The sequence below is a fragment of the Dialister succinatiphilus YIT 11850 genome, from assembly GCF_000242435.1.
Taxonomy (GTDB): Bacteria; Bacillota; Negativicutes; order Veillonellales; family Dialisteraceae; genus Dialister; species Dialister succinatiphilus.
This window is the reverse complement of record NZ_JH591188.1, coordinates 555210-572104: the sequence shown is the minus strand read 5'-3', so window position 1 is coordinate 572104 and position 16895 is coordinate 555210. Positions and strand designations below refer to the sequence as shown.

At 51.6% G+C, this 16895-nt stretch carries 16 protein-coding genes; 5 read left to right on the top strand and 11 right to left on the bottom strand.

All coding sequences use genetic code 11. The features are described 5' to 3' along the window. Positions 1–14: 14 nt before the first annotated feature. From HMPREF9453_RS08065 to HMPREF9453_RS08045, 5 genes are all read right to left on the bottom strand, one after another. Positions 15–461 carry a hypothetical protein gene (locus HMPREF9453_RS08065; protein ID WP_008860057.1) on the bottom strand — a complete coding sequence of 149 codons (447 nt, stop codon included), beginning with the start codon at positions 459–461 and terminating at the stop codon, positions 15–17. A gap of 172 nt (positions 462–633) precedes the next feature. Further along, complete coding sequence (gene scfB / locus HMPREF9453_RS08060; protein WP_008860056.1) at positions 634–2070, bottom strand: thioether cross-link-forming SCIFF peptide maturase; 1437 nt, start codon at positions 2068–2070, stop codon at positions 634–636. Positions 2071–2183: 113 nt separating this feature from the next. After that, positions 2184–2354 (bottom strand): six-cysteine ranthipeptide SCIFF, encoded by a 171-nt coding sequence (gene scfA / locus HMPREF9453_RS08055; protein WP_008860055.1) that lies wholly within the window; start codon positions 2352–2354, stop codon positions 2184–2186. A 143-nt stretch (positions 2355–2497) separates the two neighbouring features. Further along, on the bottom strand, positions 2498–3202 hold the full coding sequence (locus HMPREF9453_RS08050) for a hypothetical protein (protein WP_008860054.1): 705 nt from the start codon (positions 3200–3202) through the stop codon (positions 2498–2500). A gap of 150 nt (positions 3203–3352) precedes the next feature. Further along, the gene (locus tag HMPREF9453_RS08045) at positions 3353–4696 is read right to left on the bottom strand and encodes a hypothetical protein (RefSeq protein WP_008860053.1); all 1344 of its coding nucleotides are present in this window, start codon (positions 4694–4696) and stop codon (positions 3353–3355) included. 189 nt (positions 4697–4885) lie between these two features. Between HMPREF9453_RS08045 and HMPREF9453_RS08040 the strand changes: the two genes are divergently transcribed. Next, positions 4886–5650 (top strand): alpha/beta hydrolase, encoded by a 765-nt coding sequence (locus tag HMPREF9453_RS08040; protein ID WP_008860052.1) that lies wholly within the window; start codon positions 4886–4888, stop codon positions 5648–5650. A gap of 230 nt (positions 5651–5880) precedes the next feature. On the opposite strand, the gene HMPREF9453_RS08035 is transcribed toward HMPREF9453_RS08040, so the two are convergent. The 6 genes from HMPREF9453_RS08035 to HMPREF9453_RS08010 all read right to left on the bottom strand — a co-directional run bounded on the left by HMPREF9453_RS08035 (position 5881) and on the right by HMPREF9453_RS08010 (position 9770). Next, positions 5881–6534 carry a coenzyme F420-0:L-glutamate ligase gene (locus tag HMPREF9453_RS08035; RefSeq protein WP_008860051.1) on the bottom strand — a complete coding sequence of 218 codons (654 nt, stop codon included), beginning with the start codon at positions 6532–6534 and terminating at the stop codon, positions 5881–5883. Further along, on the bottom strand, positions 6534–7088 hold the full coding sequence (locus HMPREF9453_RS08030) for a hypothetical protein (protein WP_008860050.1): 555 nt from the start codon (positions 7086–7088) through the stop codon (positions 6534–6536). Before HMPREF9453_RS08030 ends, HMPREF9453_RS08035 begins: the two co-directional genes overlap by 1 nt. Positions 7089–7103: 15 nt before the next feature. After that, a complete protein-coding gene (locus HMPREF9453_RS08025) occupies positions 7104–7868 on the bottom strand; it encodes a glutamate racemase (protein ID WP_008860049.1) in 765 nt (254 codons plus the stop codon). Continuing rightward, complete coding sequence (locus HMPREF9453_RS08020; protein WP_008860048.1) at positions 7868–8284, bottom strand: acyl-CoA thioesterase; 417 nt, start codon at positions 8282–8284, stop codon at positions 7868–7870. The genes HMPREF9453_RS08025 and HMPREF9453_RS08020 overlap by 1 nt, the downstream gene beginning before the upstream one ends. 257 nt (positions 8285–8541) lie before the next feature. Next, a complete protein-coding gene (locus HMPREF9453_RS08015; protein WP_008860047.1) occupies positions 8542–8838 on the bottom strand; it encodes a hypothetical protein in 297 nt (98 codons plus the stop codon). An 8-nt stretch (positions 8839–8846) separates the two neighbouring features. Continuing rightward, positions 8847–9770 carry a LysR family transcriptional regulator gene (locus tag HMPREF9453_RS08010; RefSeq protein WP_008860046.1) on the bottom strand — a complete coding sequence of 308 codons (924 nt, stop codon included), beginning with the start codon at positions 9768–9770 and terminating at the stop codon, positions 8847–8849. Between the two features lie 434 nt (positions 9771–10204). On the opposite strand from HMPREF9453_RS08010, the gene nifJ reads away from it, so the two are divergent. The 4 genes from nifJ (at position 10205) to HMPREF9453_RS07990 (ending at position 16487) form a co-directional block, all read left to right on the top strand. Next, positions 10205–13732 carry a pyruvate:ferredoxin (flavodoxin) oxidoreductase gene (gene nifJ, locus HMPREF9453_RS08005; protein ID WP_232217341.1) on the top strand — a complete coding sequence of 1176 codons (3528 nt, stop codon included), beginning with the start codon at positions 10205–10207 and terminating at the stop codon, positions 13730–13732. Between the two features lie 163 nt (positions 13733–13895). Continuing rightward, entirely contained in the window at positions 13896–14513 is a 618-nt protein-coding gene (locus HMPREF9453_RS08000) for a GTP pyrophosphokinase (protein WP_008860044.1), read from the top strand. Between the two features lie 16 nt (positions 14514–14529). Then, positions 14530–15207, top strand: coding sequence for a response regulator transcription factor (locus HMPREF9453_RS07995; protein ID WP_008860043.1), 678 nt, complete (start codon positions 14530–14532; stop codon positions 15205–15207). Continuing rightward, the gene (locus tag HMPREF9453_RS07990; RefSeq protein ID WP_008860042.1) at positions 15204–16487 is read left to right on the top strand and encodes a sensor histidine kinase; all 1284 of its coding nucleotides are present in this window, start codon (positions 15204–15206) and stop codon (positions 16485–16487) included. Before HMPREF9453_RS07995 ends, HMPREF9453_RS07990 begins: the two co-directional genes overlap by 4 nt. Positions 16488–16895: the final 408 nt, after the last annotated feature.

The following is a 16895-nucleotide window of genomic DNA, read 5'->3' as shown; positions in this document are numbered from 1 at the left end:
AGTATCACCCTCCGTTATACTCGTACGTCAATCACTGCAGATACGCCCACTCCCTGCACACGGCTGAAGGAAGATGGATTGACACTGTCCATGGGAATCAGGCCTTTGATACGGAAAAGTTTGTCGTTCCAGCTGACTTCCAGCTGACCCACAGCCTTTACCTTCTCTACCTGGTCCGCATCGCCGATGACCTGGGCAGCACCGATATAGCCGCTGTTGCCGATACTCACAATAGGCACCACCTTGGTGGCGTAGTTTGTGCCGGCTCCTTCCTTCATCATCACCGAGTTGATGGCGCTGTTAATTGATTCTCCATATTTCGAAACAAGGAAGCCTATGCCTCCTACCTTTGCCACACCGCCAAGGACACTGCCCAGGCTGAATGCATCTACATGTATCATGGCGCCGGTGCCGATCATGCATGCCGCCAGCGCACAGACTGCCAGTCTTTTTAATTTCATCAGTGAATCCTCCTTTGACGAAAATCCATCTTCAGAACCTGTTATCAATTTCTTTTCAGCTCTAAGGAGCTGTCAAATTTTGCCTGCACTTAAGAATATTATAAATTAAAAAGGGGCTCTGTGCAAACAGAAACCCCTTTTTCACGCGCTTTTGGCGGTCTTTTTTCTTTCGTTACTGCAGTTTTTCCTGCGCTTCTCTTTTAGCTTCAAAAGAGCCGGGCTGAGCCATGACCCTTGGCTTTTTCAGCTGATTGTAAGCCTGAATCATCATGGCGCATTCCACGCGCTTCTTCTGGATTTCGCAGGTAATATGATAGGGCTTATGGATGTCGCCGGCAAAAGCCTCATTATTGGCATGACAGCCGCCGGAGCAGAAGAATTTCGCCCAGCAGTCCACACATTCCGGCTTGGTGAATACATGGTTGGTGCGGAAATCGTGCATCATCTTCATATTCTTCAGCCCTTCGTACACATTGCCCAGCACATAGCCTTCCCGGCCTACAAACTGATGGCAGGGATAAATGTCGCCGTTCGGCACCACAGCCAGGTATTCATGGCCGGCGCCGCAGCCGCGGAGACGTTTGGGAAGGCAGGGGCCCTTCCAGAGATCCATATTGAAATGGAAGAAGAAGAAAGGACGTCCCTCCTCTTCCCGGCGGATGAAGAGCTGGGCCAGGCGGTCATACTCTTCCTTCACCCGGGGCAGGTCCTCTTCCTTAATGGAATAGGATTCCGTATCCTCCCCTACCACCGGTTCCATGGATACTGCCGGGAAGCCATGGTCCAGCATATCCTCCACGTCGGTGGTGAAATCCAGATTGTACCTGGTGAAGGTACCGCGCACATAGTATTCTTCCCCGTTGCGGTGAGCCACGCAGTACTGAAGATTCTTTACGATCTGATCGTAGGTGCCATTTCCGTTCACATCAGGCCGCATGCGGTCATGCATTTCCTTTCTGCCGTCCAGGGACAGAATCAGGCTGATATGGTTATCGGTGAGATACTTCACCTTCTCCTTATCCAGCAGCATGCCGTTGGTGGTCAGGGACATTTTGATTTTCTTGTGGTGCTTCTTTTCCTGCTTATGTACATAATCAATGGTCTGCTGTACCACATGCCAGTTCATGAGCGGTTCGCCGCCGAAAAAATCCAGTTCGCAATGTTCCCTGGGGCCGCTGTGGGCAATGAGGAAATCCACGCCCCGCCTTGCCACATCAAAAGGCATGAGCATGCGCCACTGGCCGTAGCCCCCCTGGCCTGCGAAGCAGTACTTGCAGCGGAGATTGCAGTCATGGGCAATATTCAGGCACAGGGCCTTGATAATGGGCCTGTCCTCAATGGCCATTTTATAATTGGGATCCATGGGAGCAAAAAGGACTTCCTTGCGAATCAGTTCATCCAGGTCATCCATCACTTCATTCAGTTCTTTCTCATCATAGGAAGAGGACAGATTGGCCAGGACCATGTCCCGATTTTTCCCGTTATAAAATTCCAGCACTTTATATGTTACGTCATCCACCACATGAACGATGCCGCTGTTGACATCCATGACAATGTTCATGCCATTCTGACGAAAACGATGAATCATGGGCTTTACATTATAATCCATGAATAATCTCCTTTTCATTGCGGCTTTCGTGAGCCGCCAATTACAATCCTTGTACCTTCCAAAGAAGAAATAGAAAAACCCCCGGCCTTAGGGCCGGGGGCTGGGCCGTAAAATCAGGCTCTCTTTGCTTCCTTGGCTTCTTCCTGAGTCGTGCAGATCAGGTTGCCGATGGTGCAGCTTGTCTTGCAGGCAGACTGGCAGGAAGTCTGACATTCACTGCAGCCTTCAAACTTAATGGAGTCCTGCAGAGAAGACTGATTGATTGTAACGATATGTTTGGACATGATGTCACCTCCCCGAAACAATTTTTCTGAAATAATCATATCATAGAAAAGAGGGTAAATACAAGTAAAAATTATGTTGGGCAGAAGCTATCAGACCGTTAGACTGTTAAACTTTCAGGCATCAGAACCAGCCCACCAGCTCACTATAACAGATGATACAGTCCGTACACCGCCCCCAGAGGGAGGAGGGTCATGGCCGCCAGCGCCGCCATGCATCCCGTCTTTTTTCCGTGGACGGAAAACCAGTCATCGGCAATGCTGTTCATTTCCTTATACTCTCTTTCCAGTCCCTGGATGATACGCCACAGCTCCCGGCAGTCTTCCTCCGTCAAAGACTCCTCTTCCGTTTCCACTGCCGGCGTTTCCATTTCTTTTTCCTTTTCTTCCGCTTCCTTCCGGGCTTTTTCCTCCGCCTCCTCCATCTGGCCCTTGATGTGGGCCTTCCAGCTGCCCGGTTCTTCTTCGGCGTCAGCCTTCTTTTCTTCTTCCGCTTTTTCGGCCTCGATTTCCTTTACTTTCTTTTCCTCTGCAAATTCGCCGCTTTCTTCCCCTTCATCCACTGCCTTCAGGAGCTCATCCTTCAGCTTCTGGATATCCTCGGTGTATTTGTGAGTGGCTGCATCCCAGAGAGTGTAATCCAGCTTTTTCTTCATGTCATACATGGTGCCGGAAGTGGCCTGCTGGAAAAGATACTGGGTATTATCCATATCCGCAAAGATTTCACCCACTTTGCCCTTATGCTTGAATTTGGATTTACCCACCTTTACGAAATACATGAACGTACCGATATGAGCCCTTAAATTACCGATGGGGCTCTCTTTTTCATGTCCCTTGTCAAAAAATCCCATGTGCCGTCTCCTTCTTTGCCGGAGAGCTGCTTCGGCAAGGAAGCCCGATCCCCGGGAAATGTAATCTGTTCGAACAGATAAGGTTTATCTGTTATTATAAATGATTTGCTTCCTGGTGGCAAAAGAAAGACTGTTTTCGGGCAGGAAATCCTACCACAGCGCTTCATATCCCTTTTCCACCATAACCAGTCCGATCCCCATGGCCTTCATCAGTTCGGAAAGGCAGGGCAGGTCCCGAAGGAAACTGTCCGTCTGGGCCTCTCCCCTTTCCAGCAGAATCCGGCTTTCTATATGGGAACCCTCAGGCAGCTTCATATCTTTCAGCAGCTTCTCCTCATCCAGCACCACCAGATGGGTAAATGCACGAAGCACCGCTCCCAGAAGGGTATCGGAAGACTCCGGCGTTTCCAGTATCCGCACCAGGGATACCGCATCTTTCCCTTCACCGGACATATCATGGACCATCATGGCTGGACGGCCCACCTGCTGGAAACGGCTTCCCAGAAAAACCAGATCATCCGGAAGCACCCGGCCAAAGGGCGGCAGCACCTTCTGCTTTCTTGCCTGAGCCCAGAAACCGGATTTCAGAATTTTTTCCGCCCGCGCCCCTTCTACCCAGCGGTACATGCCCCGGGGAAGGGTCATCCAGATATCCCGATGATTCAGAAGCCAGTCCCCCAGGACCTGGCAGTAGGGCTCCTCCGTATCCCAGGTAACGCCCCGACGGTTGATGTATTCCTTCTGATACAAAGACTCCGGATGGGCACCGTCCTTCTCAATGAGAGACAGGAGCTCTGCCTTCGAATACTGTCCATAGAGCGGAAGCCCCGGATTCACAGGAGCCAGATGGATACCGTGGAACGCATAGAGCTCAGACACCCCCAGCAGCACAGAAAGCCGCTGAAGAGGCAGGGAAATGGACCGCCTCTGGGAACTGCCGTACCTCTCATTGGAAGAACCCGTCACAAGCACCGCCGCCTTCAGCACAAAGGGACTCTTTCTTTCCAGGATAGACGCCAGGGTGAGCCGGTTCACCGACTCCTTCCATGACCACACCCGAAGAAGCCGGTGAAGAGGCATTTCCGCCTCTCCCTCCTGTCTCACATCATATACCGTGAGCACCCGGCCCGTCCTGTCCATGGAGGCCAACGGAAACAGGCCCCATTCCCCGGCCTGACTGTCCTTGATATGAATGGACATATCCAGAGCCACGCCCCGGGCAAAATCCTTCTGTCCAAGAATGGATGCAATCAGCCGGCCCCCTTCCTCCGACGCTCTTCTCACTGCCGTCCTGTACATGGACCAGTTTTCATCCGTCTTCACCAGACTGTCTCCATGGGCCAGAAGCCATGACAGCACCACCTCCTCATACCGTTTTCCGGTATCGGAAGTAACCCCATCCTTTTCTATATAATCCTTCGTAAAAAGCAGATCCGGATGAAGTACATCCTTCTCCACCATGGCAAGCAGCTCCGCTTCCCTGTAAGCCATCATAACCACCTCGTATTCTCCATCTATCTTACCACATATGGTGTATTAGTGGGCTAGTGGGATAGTGTGACAGTGGACTGAGGATTGGGGCTGGCCCCTCCACCAGCCCACCAGCTCACTAACACACTAGCCCGCCGGTCCACTTTTATGTTATATTTTCCTTAAACAGAACTTACAGAAAGAAGCGATACCATGGAAAAGCATTTTGATATCAACCGCGGCGGCTTCAGCATTCGGAGCCGCCTCATTGTGAATGATAATGACAAAAGCACAAGGACCTTTGACGATGTAGTCATCGTCACCCATGGCTTTGGCAGCAGCAAAGAAACGGCAGGCACCCTGCATTTCGGAGAACACCTCACATCCAAGTACAAAGGATTTGCGGTGATTGCCTTTGACTGGCCCTGCCACGGCATGGACGCCAGAAAAAAGCTGACCATCGATGAATGCCTCACCTACCTTACCCTGGTCACGGAATACGCCAAAGAAGTGATGAAAGCAAAAAGGGTATATAACTACTCTTCCAGCTTCGGCGGATATCTGACACTCCGTTACCTCATCGAAAAAGGGGACCCTTTCACCAAAATCGCCCTCCGCTGCCCGGCGGTCTGCATGTATCAGTCCATGATGAGCTACCTGTCGGAAGATGACAAAAACAAACTGCGCAAAGGCAAGGAAATATCCGTAGGCTTTGAAAGGAAAATGAAGGTGGATCAGTCCTTCTTCGATTCCCTGAAAAGTTTTGACGTCATGAAACACGAATACTTCGACTTTGCTGACAGCATGCTCATTATCCACGGCACAAAGGATGAAATGATTCCCATTGAAGAATCCCGCCGCTTTGCTGAAAACAACGTCATTGAATTCATTCCCGTGGAAGGCGCCAACCACCCCTTCCAGAATCCGGACCACATGGCCCTGGCTATCCATAAGATTATCGAATTCTTTCATGGATAAGAAAGGCCGCCAAGCACCATCAGGTTCATGGGATTTATAAGAGAAAGCAGAATACTTCGCCTGGATCCATTTCGGTCAGGCATGAAGCATATGTACCCAGATGAGCCTGGGAAAGAAGCCTGCGTTACGGGCTTACCTTTTATATCTCCACAGAAAAAGGACTTTGTACCCCTTCGGGCCAAAGTCCTTTTTCTGATTTTCACAAGGCTGTATTCATTCGCAGATCCCTATTATTTGCCTTCCATCACATCGGTGAAGTTCTTGATAATGACGATCGGTGTTTTCTGGTTGTCGTTGCCGAAGGGGTTGTCGATCAAGATTTTGGCAATCTTTTTCGGATCGAGGCCCTTGCTCCTGCCGAGGACAGCGGCCCGTTTCAGATCGTTTACATCGGCAATGACGGCACCGTAGGCGCCGGTAGCTTTTTTAATTTTTTCGCACACATTGTCTGTGTCGGCGGGACCGTAAACCAGGCATTTGTCGAAAGGCGGCATGGTGCCGGTTACATCGTCAATGAGGGAAGCCTGGCGGCAGCGGGCGTAGAATACGCCGTTTTTACCGAAAATCTTAGCCACAGCGCCCAGGGCGAAGGAGAAGAGCATATTCCATTTGCCCTCTTCGTCCATGGCTGCCTGCATGCCATAAATGCTGGCCATGGAGCCGGCGGACGGTACAAAGCGGTTCATCAGTCTTGCCTGCCAGCATACGTTCAGTTCTTCCGGACGGACGTAGCGGTTCTGGGTGATGGCTACCACCGATTCAGCGGAGCATACGATATCATGATCGGTAATCTGGTCTCCTGCATATTCCAGGATGGCATCCACAATGTTGTCATGATGGGTGAGAATTCTGGTATGGATAGGAACAAGCTTCAGTTCTGCCATTATTTTCTCACCTCCGAAGTATATTCATAGAGAGCATTCTGCAGCTCTTCCCTGGTAATTACAACTCTTGTCTTGGCATAGTAGTAGTCACTTCTTGCTACGACCTGATAAATGATATCCATGCCGAATTCCGGGAAAGTTTCCAGGTCCTGGAGGATGCTCTGGCCTTTGCCGTCGATGTCCAGGGTGATGAGGAATTTCTTTTCCTTTCCGGGATCCAGGATGAAGGCCTGCCAGTAGTCGTCATGCCTTGGCACGTCAAAATCGGTCAGGTGCCCCGTAACTCTGGCCTTGTCATACTGTTCAAAGGGAATGTAAATGCGGACGAAGGCATCCATAATGGTGCCCAGCTGTTTTCCCACATTTTTGATGGGGATGGTAAAGGACAGGCGCACATGACGCATATCCATGGACTCCACCTTCAGGGGCGTCCGTTTCGATTTCAGCATGCGAAGGACGCAGTCTCCCTTAATGACAGCCACCGCCCAGTAGGCAATGAAGCCGAGGCAGATGATAAGGACGATCACTGCCGCAATTTTAACAAGCAACAACATTCTTTACTCACTCTCCTACAAGATTTGTTTTTCCACAGCTGCCGGGCCAAAAAGCCGTTTCACCAGAGGCTCTGCATGGGCAAGGCCGTCGGTGAAATAGAATTCATCCCTGTCTTTCCCTTCTGCCAGCCTGTCCTCTCTCTGAAGGATGGCCATTCCCGCTTCCACCGTAGGCAGGGCCGGGTCAATGAAAGGAACCTTCGGAAAGACTCTGGCAAAAGCAGATGGCGCCAGAGGATAATGGGTGCAGGCCCAGTAGCCGGCATCTATACCTAATGCATGATACTCCTTTGCCGCCTTCTGCACAAGGGCAGAAATGAAATTTTCATCTTTTCCCTGCTCAATGGCAGCCGCCACACCGTCGCAGGGCACCTCCACCCATTCCACTTCAGGAAATTTCTTTTCCACATATTTCTTGTGGGCATGGGTTCTGATGGAGGCAGGCGTCGCAAAAATGCCCGCCTTTTTCGTGCCTTCCGGCAGGGTGATGTCAAGGCTCATCTTCACCACCGGCACCGGCCCTTCCAGAAAGGAAGGATACACGTTGAAAGAAATGGTGTTGCAGGCAATGATGATCATTTTTACGTTCTTTTTGATAAGGAAATCTTTGATTTCCCCGGCAAAGCGGGCGATTTCATCTCTTGTCCTTTCGCCGTAGGGATTGCGGAGGCTGTCTCCCAGAAAGATTATGCTTTCTTTGGGATATTTCTCATGCAGCACCCGGGCCACTGTGAGGCCCCCTACGCCGGAATCCATAATACCAATCGGTCTGTTGTCCATTATTCTCTATCCCCTTTGGAAAGATCAATGAGGGCTGTCAGTTTTTCCTTCGGCAGCCGCACAATCCGGCCTGTATGCATGTCCGTATAGGTATTCACCGTGTGGCCCGTGGTAAGCAGGGCGCCGGACTTTTCAGAAACCACTTCGTATTCGAAAACAAGTCTGGCCCGATCTACCTTGCGAAGATAGGTCTTAATCAGGAGCACTTCGTCATACCGGGCGCTCTGGTGGTACTTGACGTCCACTTCCACAATGGGAAATACGATGCCTTCGTCCATGAGCTCTGTGAGGTCCAGCTTTCCTTCCCGCAGGTACTCCACCCGGGCTTCTTCAAAATAGCGCAGGTAGTTGGCATGGTGCACCACCTGCATACCGTCGGTTTCATAAAATTTAACTCTTCTCTTATATATGAACATAATAAATAACCTCCATCGCTTTGGCATGTCAGAACGGCCTGATGCAAAGGCTGCTTTTCCCGGATGTTTATGTTCTATCGGAAAAGGGACCAGTAAAGCTCTCTTTGAAATCCCGCAGCCCCGGGGCATAAAAGTTCCTGTAAAGCCAGATAAGAGCAGGCTCATGAATGACTCAGCGCTTTTTTCATTATACCACAGAAACGGCCCCTTTTATGTCATGAAAAAAGCGGCCCTGCGCCGGCAGTGCCGCTTTTCCCTTATTTCCCGTAGGTGTCCCATTCCATTTCCATGAGCCGCCAGTTCTGGGTGGCGGAATGTTTCTGGAGCTGGAGGATATCCTTCTCCTGTTCCCTGTTTTCAGAAAGGGCCGTTTCTGCTTCCCAGCGGATATCATTCAGCTGGTCATCGTAGGAGGAAGATTCTATGTTCATCATCCGTTCCTGAAGATCCGTAATCAGGAACTGCTGGTACACCACCATGGCCAGAAGAACGGCCATGATGAGGTAGAAGGGGCGATTTCTCTCCCAGTCCAGTTTTTCTTTCCACTGTTTCACGGCAGTTCTTATTTCCTCATCTCATCGTCCAGCTTCTTGTCATCATTCAGCATGGTGAGATGATCTTTGGTAAATTCGATCCACAGGCGGGCTGCTCTGGAGAGGAACCGTCCCTTTTTCCAGATAGCGTAGAGGTGATGGGTCATTCTGGGTTCTGTCATCACCCTGGTCACCACCCGGCTGTCTTCGCTGTTGGCGGGGCAGAGACGGGAAGGCAGGATGGCTACGCCCAGGCCGCTGGCTACGGTCTGCAGCATCAGTTCGCGCTGGCTTGTTTCAAAGACCACCTTCGGGGTGAAGCCGATCTTCTTGCAGTTGGTCAGAATATCATCGTGAAGGTTGAAATCATCCCGGTACAGCACCAGAGGATAGTCCGCCAGAAGTTTCATAGGAACCTCCCTGTTTTCTTCCAGAGGATACCCTTTCGGCATAACCACGCACATTTCATCTTCCGACAGGAAGAAGGATTCGAAATCTTTATTCGGAATGGTGCAGATAATGCCTACATCAATAATGCCTTCCTGCACAGAGGATTCAATGACTTTGGAGCCGTGTTCATAAAGTTTGATGGCAATCTGGGGATAGGTGCGCTTGAATTCACCTAAGAGCTTGGCAAATACATGAGCATCCGTAATGGGAGGCAGACCGATTTCAATGGTATCCTGCTTCAGGTTGAATTCGTTTTCAAAATCTGATTTCAAATGTTCAAAAACGAAGAGGCACCGTTTGGCATAATTGTAGAAAATGGTGCCCGGTGCTGTGATTTCCACAGTCTTGGCATTCCGGATGAAGAGGGTGACACCCAGCTCTTCTTCCAGCGATTTAATCATACGGCTGATGGCAGACTGGGAAATATGGAGATTTCTGGCAGCTTTGCTGAAACTTTTCTGCTCTGCCACTTCCATGAAATATTTCAGATGACGATAGTCCATTCTTCTTTCCTCCTGTCCATTGGTTTTGACAGAAAGGCGATTTCTGTCATGAATTCCGGGAATCATTCATAAAATCCTGTTTCGCAGAAATGAGAATTCTGTCAATGAATCCGCTTCCCTTGTGAAAAGATTGACTTTATCCTATAATAGTGATGTGTCTATCAGGGCGCAGCCTGCATGTACAGTGCTTCTTGATTTGTATAGAACGAAGTCCGGACATCTATGCATATTTATCATAGAACTATTGTACATAATTTCCAGGCATCTTGCAAGAGAACGTGATGAAAAAGGGATGTCCCTTCCGGATTTCTGCCTTACCTGCTCTGGCAGCAGGAGCCTTCCTTCTTCCATATCCTGCAGGTATTTTCAAAGAAAAGCAGAGCGTCTGTTTTTCGCAAAAAGGAGTTGTTGATTCTGTGAGAAAAGTAAAAACAATGGATGGGAATACAGCCGCAGCGTATATTTCATACGCTTTCACTGAAGTAGCTGCTATTTACCCGATTACCCCTTCCTCCCCCATGGCGGAATCGGTAGATGAATGGGCCGCCCACGGAAAGAAGAACATTTTCGGCGATACGGTTCACGTTGTGGAAATGCAGGCCGAAGGCGGCGCTGCCGGCGCTTTTCACGGCTCTCTCCAGAGCGGTGCTCTGACCACCACCTATACCGCATCCCAGGGGATGCTCCTCATGATTCCGAACATGTATAAAGTGGCAGGGGAACTGCTGCCGGGCGTATTCCACATCGCTGCCCGCGCACTGGCCAACCATGCCCTCTCCATCTTCGGCGATCACCAGGACGTCATGAGTGCCCGTGCCACCGGCTGCGCCATGCTGGCAGAAGCCAATGCCCAGGAAATCATGGACCTGGCCGGCATTGCCCATCTGGCTGCCATCAAAGGACGGGTACCTTTCATCAACTTCTTCGATGGCTTCCGTACAAGCCATGAAATCCAGAAGGTGGAAGTCCTGGACTATGATGAACTGGCTCCTCTCATTGACCAGAAGGCTCTGGCCGAATTCCGTGCCCGTGCCCTCAATCCGGACCATCCGGTCATCCGCGGCACTGCAGAAAACCCGGATGTCTACTTCCAGCACTGCGAAGCAGCCAACCCCTTCTACAATGCACTGCCTGACATTGTCCAGGACTACATGGACAAAATCAGCAAACTCACCGGCAGAAGCTACCACCTCTTCGATTACTACGGTGCTCCCGATGCTGACCGCATCGTCATCGCCATCGGCTCTGTCACCGATATCTGCAAAGATGTCACCGATGCCCTGAACGCTCACGGCGAAAAAGTAGGCGTCTTAAATGTCCATCTCTATCGCCCCTTCTCTGTCAAACATTTCCTCTCCCAGATTCCGGAAACCGTGAAGAAAATCGCTGTTCTTGACCGTACCCGTGAACCCGGTGCCATCGGCGAACCGCTCTATCTGGATGTGGTTTCCGCCATCGCTTCCTCCGGCCGTTCCATCAAGGTATGCGGCGGACGCTACGGCCTTGGTTCCAAGGACGTGATTCCGGAAGATATTATGGCCGTCTATGAACACCTGAAAGAAGAAACACCGCGCCATAACTTTACCCTGTCCATCAACGACGACGTAACCGGCCTTTCCCTTGCGCCGGTGCCGGTACCGGAAATGCCGGGCAAGCTCGTTTCCTGCAAATTCTGGGGCTTTGGCAGTGACGGCACCGTAGGCGCCAACAAGAGCGCCATCAAAATCATCGGCGACCATACAAACCTCTATGCCCAGGGCTACTTCGCCTATGACTCCAAGAAATCCGGCGGCGTCACCATTTCCCACCTCCGCTTCGGCGAAGACCCCATCAGGAAACCATACCTTATCCGCAAGGCTGACTACATTGCCTGCCATCGTCCGTCCTACATTTATAAATACGACCTTCTCCGCGGCTTCAAGCCCGGCGGCATTTTCCTTCTGAACTCCCCCTGGAGAAAAGAAGACCTGGAACGGGTACTGCCCGCTGCCATGAAGCGGAAGCTCGCTGCTCTCCACGCCAGATTCTACATTATCGATGCCTTTGAAATCGCCAAGAAAATCGGTCTCGGCGGCCGTATCAACATGATCATGCAGGCTGCCTTCTTCCACCTCACCCACATCATTCCCGACGAAGATGCAGTGAAGTACCTGAAGGAATCCAATGAAAAATCCTACGGCAGAAAAGGCCAGAACGTGGTAGACATGAACAATGCCGCCGTAGATGCAGGCATGACCGGCATGGAAGAAGTGGAAGTACCGGCTTCCTGGGAACATGCCACCACCGGCGGCTCCATTGCCAGAGTGGCCCGTCCTGATTTCGTCAAGAACGTGTGCGACGTCATGAACCGCCAGGAAGGGGACGATCTCCCTGTTTCCACCTGGAAAGGTCTGGAAGACGGCACATTCCCCTCGGGCACTTCCAAGTACGAACGCCCTGCTGCTGCCATCAATATTCCTGAATGGATTCCGGAAAACTGTATCGAATGCAACCAGTGCTCCGTGGTATGCCCCCATGCCACCATCCGTCCGGTTCTGGTAACAGAAGAAGAAGCAGAAAAAGCACCGGAAGGATTCATTGTGAAGGAATTTAGAGGCCCCGTAAAAGGCCTGAAATTCCGCATCATCATCGATCCGGAAGACTGCTATGGCTGCGGCATCTGCGCCAACACCTGCCCGGCTCCCAAGAAGGCTCTCGTCATGAAGCCTGCGGAAACCCAGCTGTCCAAGCAGAACCTCTGGGACTACGCCATGAAGCTGCCGGCCCGCAAGAACCCGCTGGGTAAAGGCAACCTCCGGAGCGCCCAGTTCGAACCGACCTACTTCGAATTCTCCGGCGCCTGCGCAGGCTGCGGCGAAACACCCTACATCAACATGGTAACCCGCCTCTTCGGCGACCGCATGATGATTGCCAATGCCACCGGCTGCTCATCCATTTACGGAGCCAGCTCCCCCTCCATGCCTTACACAAAGAATGCCAAAGGCCAGGGACCGGCATGGGCCAACTCCCTCTTTGAAGATAACGCAGAATACGGCCTGGGCATGCATCTGGGCGAAGCCAAACTTCGGGACCGCCTCACCGGCAAACTGAAGGAAGCTCTCCCATCTGCCGATGACACCGTAAAGAATGCCATCGAAGAATGGCTGGACAAGAAGGACGTCGGAAACGGCACCAGAGACAGAGCAGACAAACTGGAAGAAGCCCTCACCGCAGAAGTGGCCGCTCATCCGGAATACAAAGAACTGCTGGACCTGAAAGATCACTTCGTCAAGAAATCCCAGTGGATCTTCGGCGGCGACGGCTGGGCCTATGATATCGGCTTCGGCGGTCTGGACCAGGTACTGGCTTCCGGCGAAGACGTGAACGTCCTCGTACTGGATACCGAAGTGTACTCCAATACCGGCGGACAGTCCAGTAAATCCACCCCGGCTGCTGCCATTGCCAAATTCGCAGCTTCCGGTAAGAAGACCAAGAAGAAAGACCTGGGCATGATCGCCGTTTCCTACGGCTACATCTACGTAGCCCAGATCGCCCTGGGTGCTGATATGAACCAGGCCTTCAAAGCCATCAGCGAAGCAGAAGCCTACCCGGGACCGTCCCTCATTATCGCCTATGCGCCCTGCATCAACCACGGTTTGAAAGCAGGCATGGGCAAATCTTCGGAAGAAGAAAAGAGAGCGGTGGAATGCGGTTACTGGTGCAACTGGCGCTACAACCCCACCCTTTTGGAACAGGGAAAGAACCCCTTCCATCTGGACAGCAGGGAACCGAAAGGAAACTTCCGGGAATACCTCATGGGCGAAGTCCGTTTCGCATCCCTTGCCAAACTCTTCCCTGACAAAGCAGAAGAACTCTTCGAAAAGACAGAAAGAGACGCAAAACAGCGCCGCGAAAACTACGTCCGTATCCAGAAATCCTACGATATGGAAATCGAAGCAAGAAAAGCAGCTGAAAAGAAATAAACAGCTCAGTGAAAAAGCCATGGCTCCTGCCATGGCTTTTTTGCGTGCCCTGCTGACCGCCTAAATAACGTCAGTTTGGAATTGACCACAGGCCGAAATTTATAATTTCCTGTTCTTTTCATGGTATAATATAGAATATTATTTTTAAGAAAGAGACATTCCCATGAACGAATCCATATACGGCGCCTGGAAGGACGCGCTGCCCCAAGTCCTTCACTCCCTGGTTTCCCAGATTGAAGATTTCAGCGAAAAGCGAAAGGAGGAAACGGGAGAAGCAGCCTATGAACACCTGATTTACCGCATCAAATCGGAAGAAAGCATGCGGGACAAGTGCCGGAGGAAAAACCTTCCGGAAACTCCCTCTTCTGCCCTCTATGACATTCACGATGCCATCGGCATCCGCATCGTATGCTGTTTTCTCAATGACATTTATGAAAATATCGATTTCATCCGCTCCCTTCCCGGCTGCACCATTGTGAAGGGAAAAGACTATATCAAAAACGCCAAACCCAACGGCTACCGCAGCTACCACCTCATCGCCCGGCTGGAAGCGCCCCTGGAAGACGTGAAAGGCAACAATCCCGGCCATTTCTTCGTGGAAATCCAGCTTCGCACCATTGCCATGGATTCCTGGGCCAGTCTGGAACACCAGATGAAGTACAAGAAAAACATCAAAAATCCGGAAATGATTACACGGGAGTTGAAGCGCTGCGCCGATGAACTGGCCTCCTGCGACCTGTCCATGCAGACCATCCGGAACCTTATCCGTCAGGAACATTAAGAATAAAGGAGAACCTATGCGTATACTGCTTGCTGAAGATGAAAAAGATATGGCCGACGTGCTGATAGCCATTATGAAACACCAGGGCTTCGATGTGGACTGGGCAGAAAACGGGGCGGTGGCCGTGGATCTGGCTTCCCGCACCAACTATGACTGCATGGTCTTTGACATTATGATGCCCGTGAAAGACGGCATCACCGCCCTGAAGGAAGTCCGCGCAGCCGGTGATGTAACGCCGGTGATCATGCTCACCGCCAAATCCGAAGTGGATGACCGCATTACCGGCCTGGACGCCGGTGCCGACGATTACCTTACCAAACCCTTTGCCATCGGAGAACTGCTGGCCCGTATCCGTTCCCTCACCAGAAGAGGAAAAGACTTCACCCCCTCCACCCTTTCCGCCGGCTCCACCAGTCTGGACACGGAAGAGCAGGAACTTTCCGCCCATAACTCCATCCGCCTCTCCGGCAAGGAAACAAAACTGATGAAACTCCTCATGCTCCATAACGGCAAAACCCTCTCCACCTCCTACATCTTCCAGAAAATCTGGAGCGGAGAAGAAGGAGTAGATGAAAGCGTGGTGTGGATTTACATTTCCTACCTGAGAGAAAAACTGTCTGCCATCAACTCTGACCTGGCCATTACCGGGGAAGAAGGAAAAGATTTCAAGCTGACCCTTCGGGAGGAGCCATGAACCTCATCAAAAAACTGCGCCGCCAGTTCATCCTTCTGGCCACCCTGGCCATATTCATTATCGTGGCCGGCGCCCTGGGCCTCATCAACATGATGGGTTTCTACGCCATGCGGGAGCACTGCCTGGACACCATGACCTATATCACCCAGAACGGAGGCACCATGCCCTCCCGCTACCATCCTTCCGATACTGCCTCCTGGGGGAAAGACTTCTTCCCCGGCATCACCTGGCCGGAAGATACACCGGAATTTGCCTACCAGACCCGCTACTTCTCCCTTCGACTGGACAGCAGCGGCCGCATCACCGCAGTCAACGTAAAAAACATTGTAGCCTTCTCTGAAGAACAGGCCGTGGAATTTGCCAGAATCGCCCTTGCTTCCCCCTCGGGCAGCGGCTTTCTGCAGAAAAATAAAGCCCGCTACGGCTTCATGAAAACCACCCTTGAAGACGGCTCCACCCTGCTGGTCATTCTGGACTGCACCCGTGAATTCTCCGACGTGCACACCTTCCTCTCCTACTCCGTATGGTTCGGTTTCTTCTGCATCATCCTCTACGTCCTGATTTTCGCCTTCCTCTCCAAGCGGGCCATCGCCCCCTTCGTCAAGAACCTGGAAAACCAGAAACGATTCATCACCAACGCCAGCCACGAACTGAAAACACCGCTGGCCATTATTTCCGTGAACGCAGAAGCCATGGAAATGATGAACGGCAAAAACCAGTGGACCGAGGGCATTATCAAACAGGTGCGCCGCATGTCCGGCCTCATCAGCCACCTCATCCTCCTCTCCAAAGCCGGCGAAGCCACCAGGGCCCAGCTCCAGTTCCTCTCCTTCCCTGTGAAGGATATGTTTGCCCGCCTGAAAGAGGACTTCGACCTTCTGGCCAAAGACCAGGGAAAGAAACTGACCCTTTCCGCAGAAGATGGACTCACTGCCAGAAGCGATGAAAAATACCTCTCCGAAATCCTCCACATCCTTCTGGACAATGCAGTGAAATACTGCGACGATGGCGGCACCATCCTCCTTTCGGCAGAAAAGGGAAAAAAGAAAGACACCCTCCGCCTCTCCGTATCCAACGACTACAAAGACGGCAAAGACCTGGACTACAGCCGCTTCTTTGAACGGTTCTATCGAAACGACGAATCCCACAACAGCAAAAAGACAGGCTACGGCATAGGCCTTTCCATAGCCCGGGAACTCTCCTTCCTCCTCTCCATTCCCCTCACCGTGGAATATAAGGATGGAAGGATCGCCTTCGTCATGATAGTAAAGACGAAATAATGAATAAGGTTATTAAGATGGATGGGCCTACGGCCCAAGGGTTCTTAAGTTTGACGGCCTTTCAGGCCGAGGGTTGCGGATTGCCGCTCTGCGGCAATGCTTATAAAGTCAGCGTTACGGGATTTACTTTTGGTGTCATAGGGCTTGATTGGCATTACGATGATGAGCCACCTTCGGTGGCTTCCCCCCTTTGGTGCCTTACGGCACCACCTTCCCCCCGCTGAGCGGTGGGACAATAAAGCTCTGAAAAACAATCCTTTCATAAGTCGCTCACAGCATAATGGAGCTTTATAGTGCCCCTGTGGAGGTCCTGCATAGGGCCTCCAAGTGGGGCGAAGTAAGGCGCCTAGCCTGCCCATTAAGGCGCTTTCCTTTTGCCGCCCCACCGAACTGCGGGGGAAAGGTGGT

What these genes read in the sequence shown, in the direction of transcription:
- scfA (WP_008860055.1), bottom strand. Translation starts at nt 2,354, where the DNA reads ATGTCCAAACATATCGTTACAATCAATCAGTCTTCTCTGCAGGACTCC.
- HMPREF9453_RS08020 (WP_008860048.1), bottom strand. Translation starts at nt 8,284, where the DNA reads ATGTTCATATATAAGAGAAGAGTTAAATTTTATGAAACCGACGGTATG.
- HMPREF9453_RS08050 (WP_008860054.1), bottom strand. Translation starts at nt 3,202, where the DNA reads ATGGGATTTTTTGACAAGGGACATGAAAAAGAGAGCCCCATCGGTAAT.
- HMPREF9453_RS08045 (WP_008860053.1), bottom strand. Translation starts at nt 4,696, where the DNA reads ATGATGGCTTACAGGGAAGCGGAGCTGCTTGCCATGGTGGAGAAGGAT.
- HMPREF9453_RS07990 (WP_008860042.1), top strand. Translation starts at nt 15,204, where the DNA reads ATGAACCTCATCAAAAAACTGCGCCGCCAGTTCATCCTTCTGGCCACC.
- HMPREF9453_RS08025 (WP_008860049.1), bottom strand. Translation starts at nt 7,868, where the DNA reads ATGGACAACAGACCGATTGGTATTATGGATTCCGGCGTAGGGGGCCTC.
- HMPREF9453_RS08040 (WP_008860052.1), top strand. Translation starts at nt 4,886, where the DNA reads ATGGAAAAGCATTTTGATATCAACCGCGGCGGCTTCAGCATTCGGAGC.
- scfB (WP_008860056.1), bottom strand. Translation starts at nt 2,070, where the DNA reads ATGGATTATAATGTAAAGCCCATGATTCATCGTTTTCGTCAGAATGGC.
- HMPREF9453_RS08035 (WP_008860051.1), bottom strand. Translation starts at nt 6,534, where the DNA reads ATGGCAGAACTGAAGCTTGTTCCTATCCATACCAGAATTCTCACCCAT.
- nifJ (WP_232217341.1), top strand. Translation starts at nt 10,205, where the DNA reads ATGGATGGGAATACAGCCGCAGCGTATATTTCATACGCTTTCACTGAA.
- HMPREF9453_RS08030 (WP_008860050.1), bottom strand. Translation starts at nt 7,088, where the DNA reads ATGTTGTTGCTTGTTAAAATTGCGGCAGTGATCGTCCTTATCATCTGC.
- HMPREF9453_RS07995 (WP_008860043.1), top strand. Translation starts at nt 14,530, where the DNA reads ATGCGTATACTGCTTGCTGAAGATGAAAAAGATATGGCCGACGTGCTG.
- HMPREF9453_RS08065 (WP_008860057.1), bottom strand. Translation starts at nt 461, where the DNA reads ATGAAATTAAAAAGACTGGCAGTCTGTGCGCTGGCGGCATGCATGATC.
- HMPREF9453_RS08000 (WP_008860044.1), top strand. Translation starts at nt 13,896, where the DNA reads ATGAACGAATCCATATACGGCGCCTGGAAGGACGCGCTGCCCCAAGTC.
- HMPREF9453_RS08010 (WP_008860046.1), bottom strand. Translation starts at nt 9,770, where the DNA reads ATGGACTATCGTCATCTGAAATATTTCATGGAAGTGGCAGAGCAGAAA.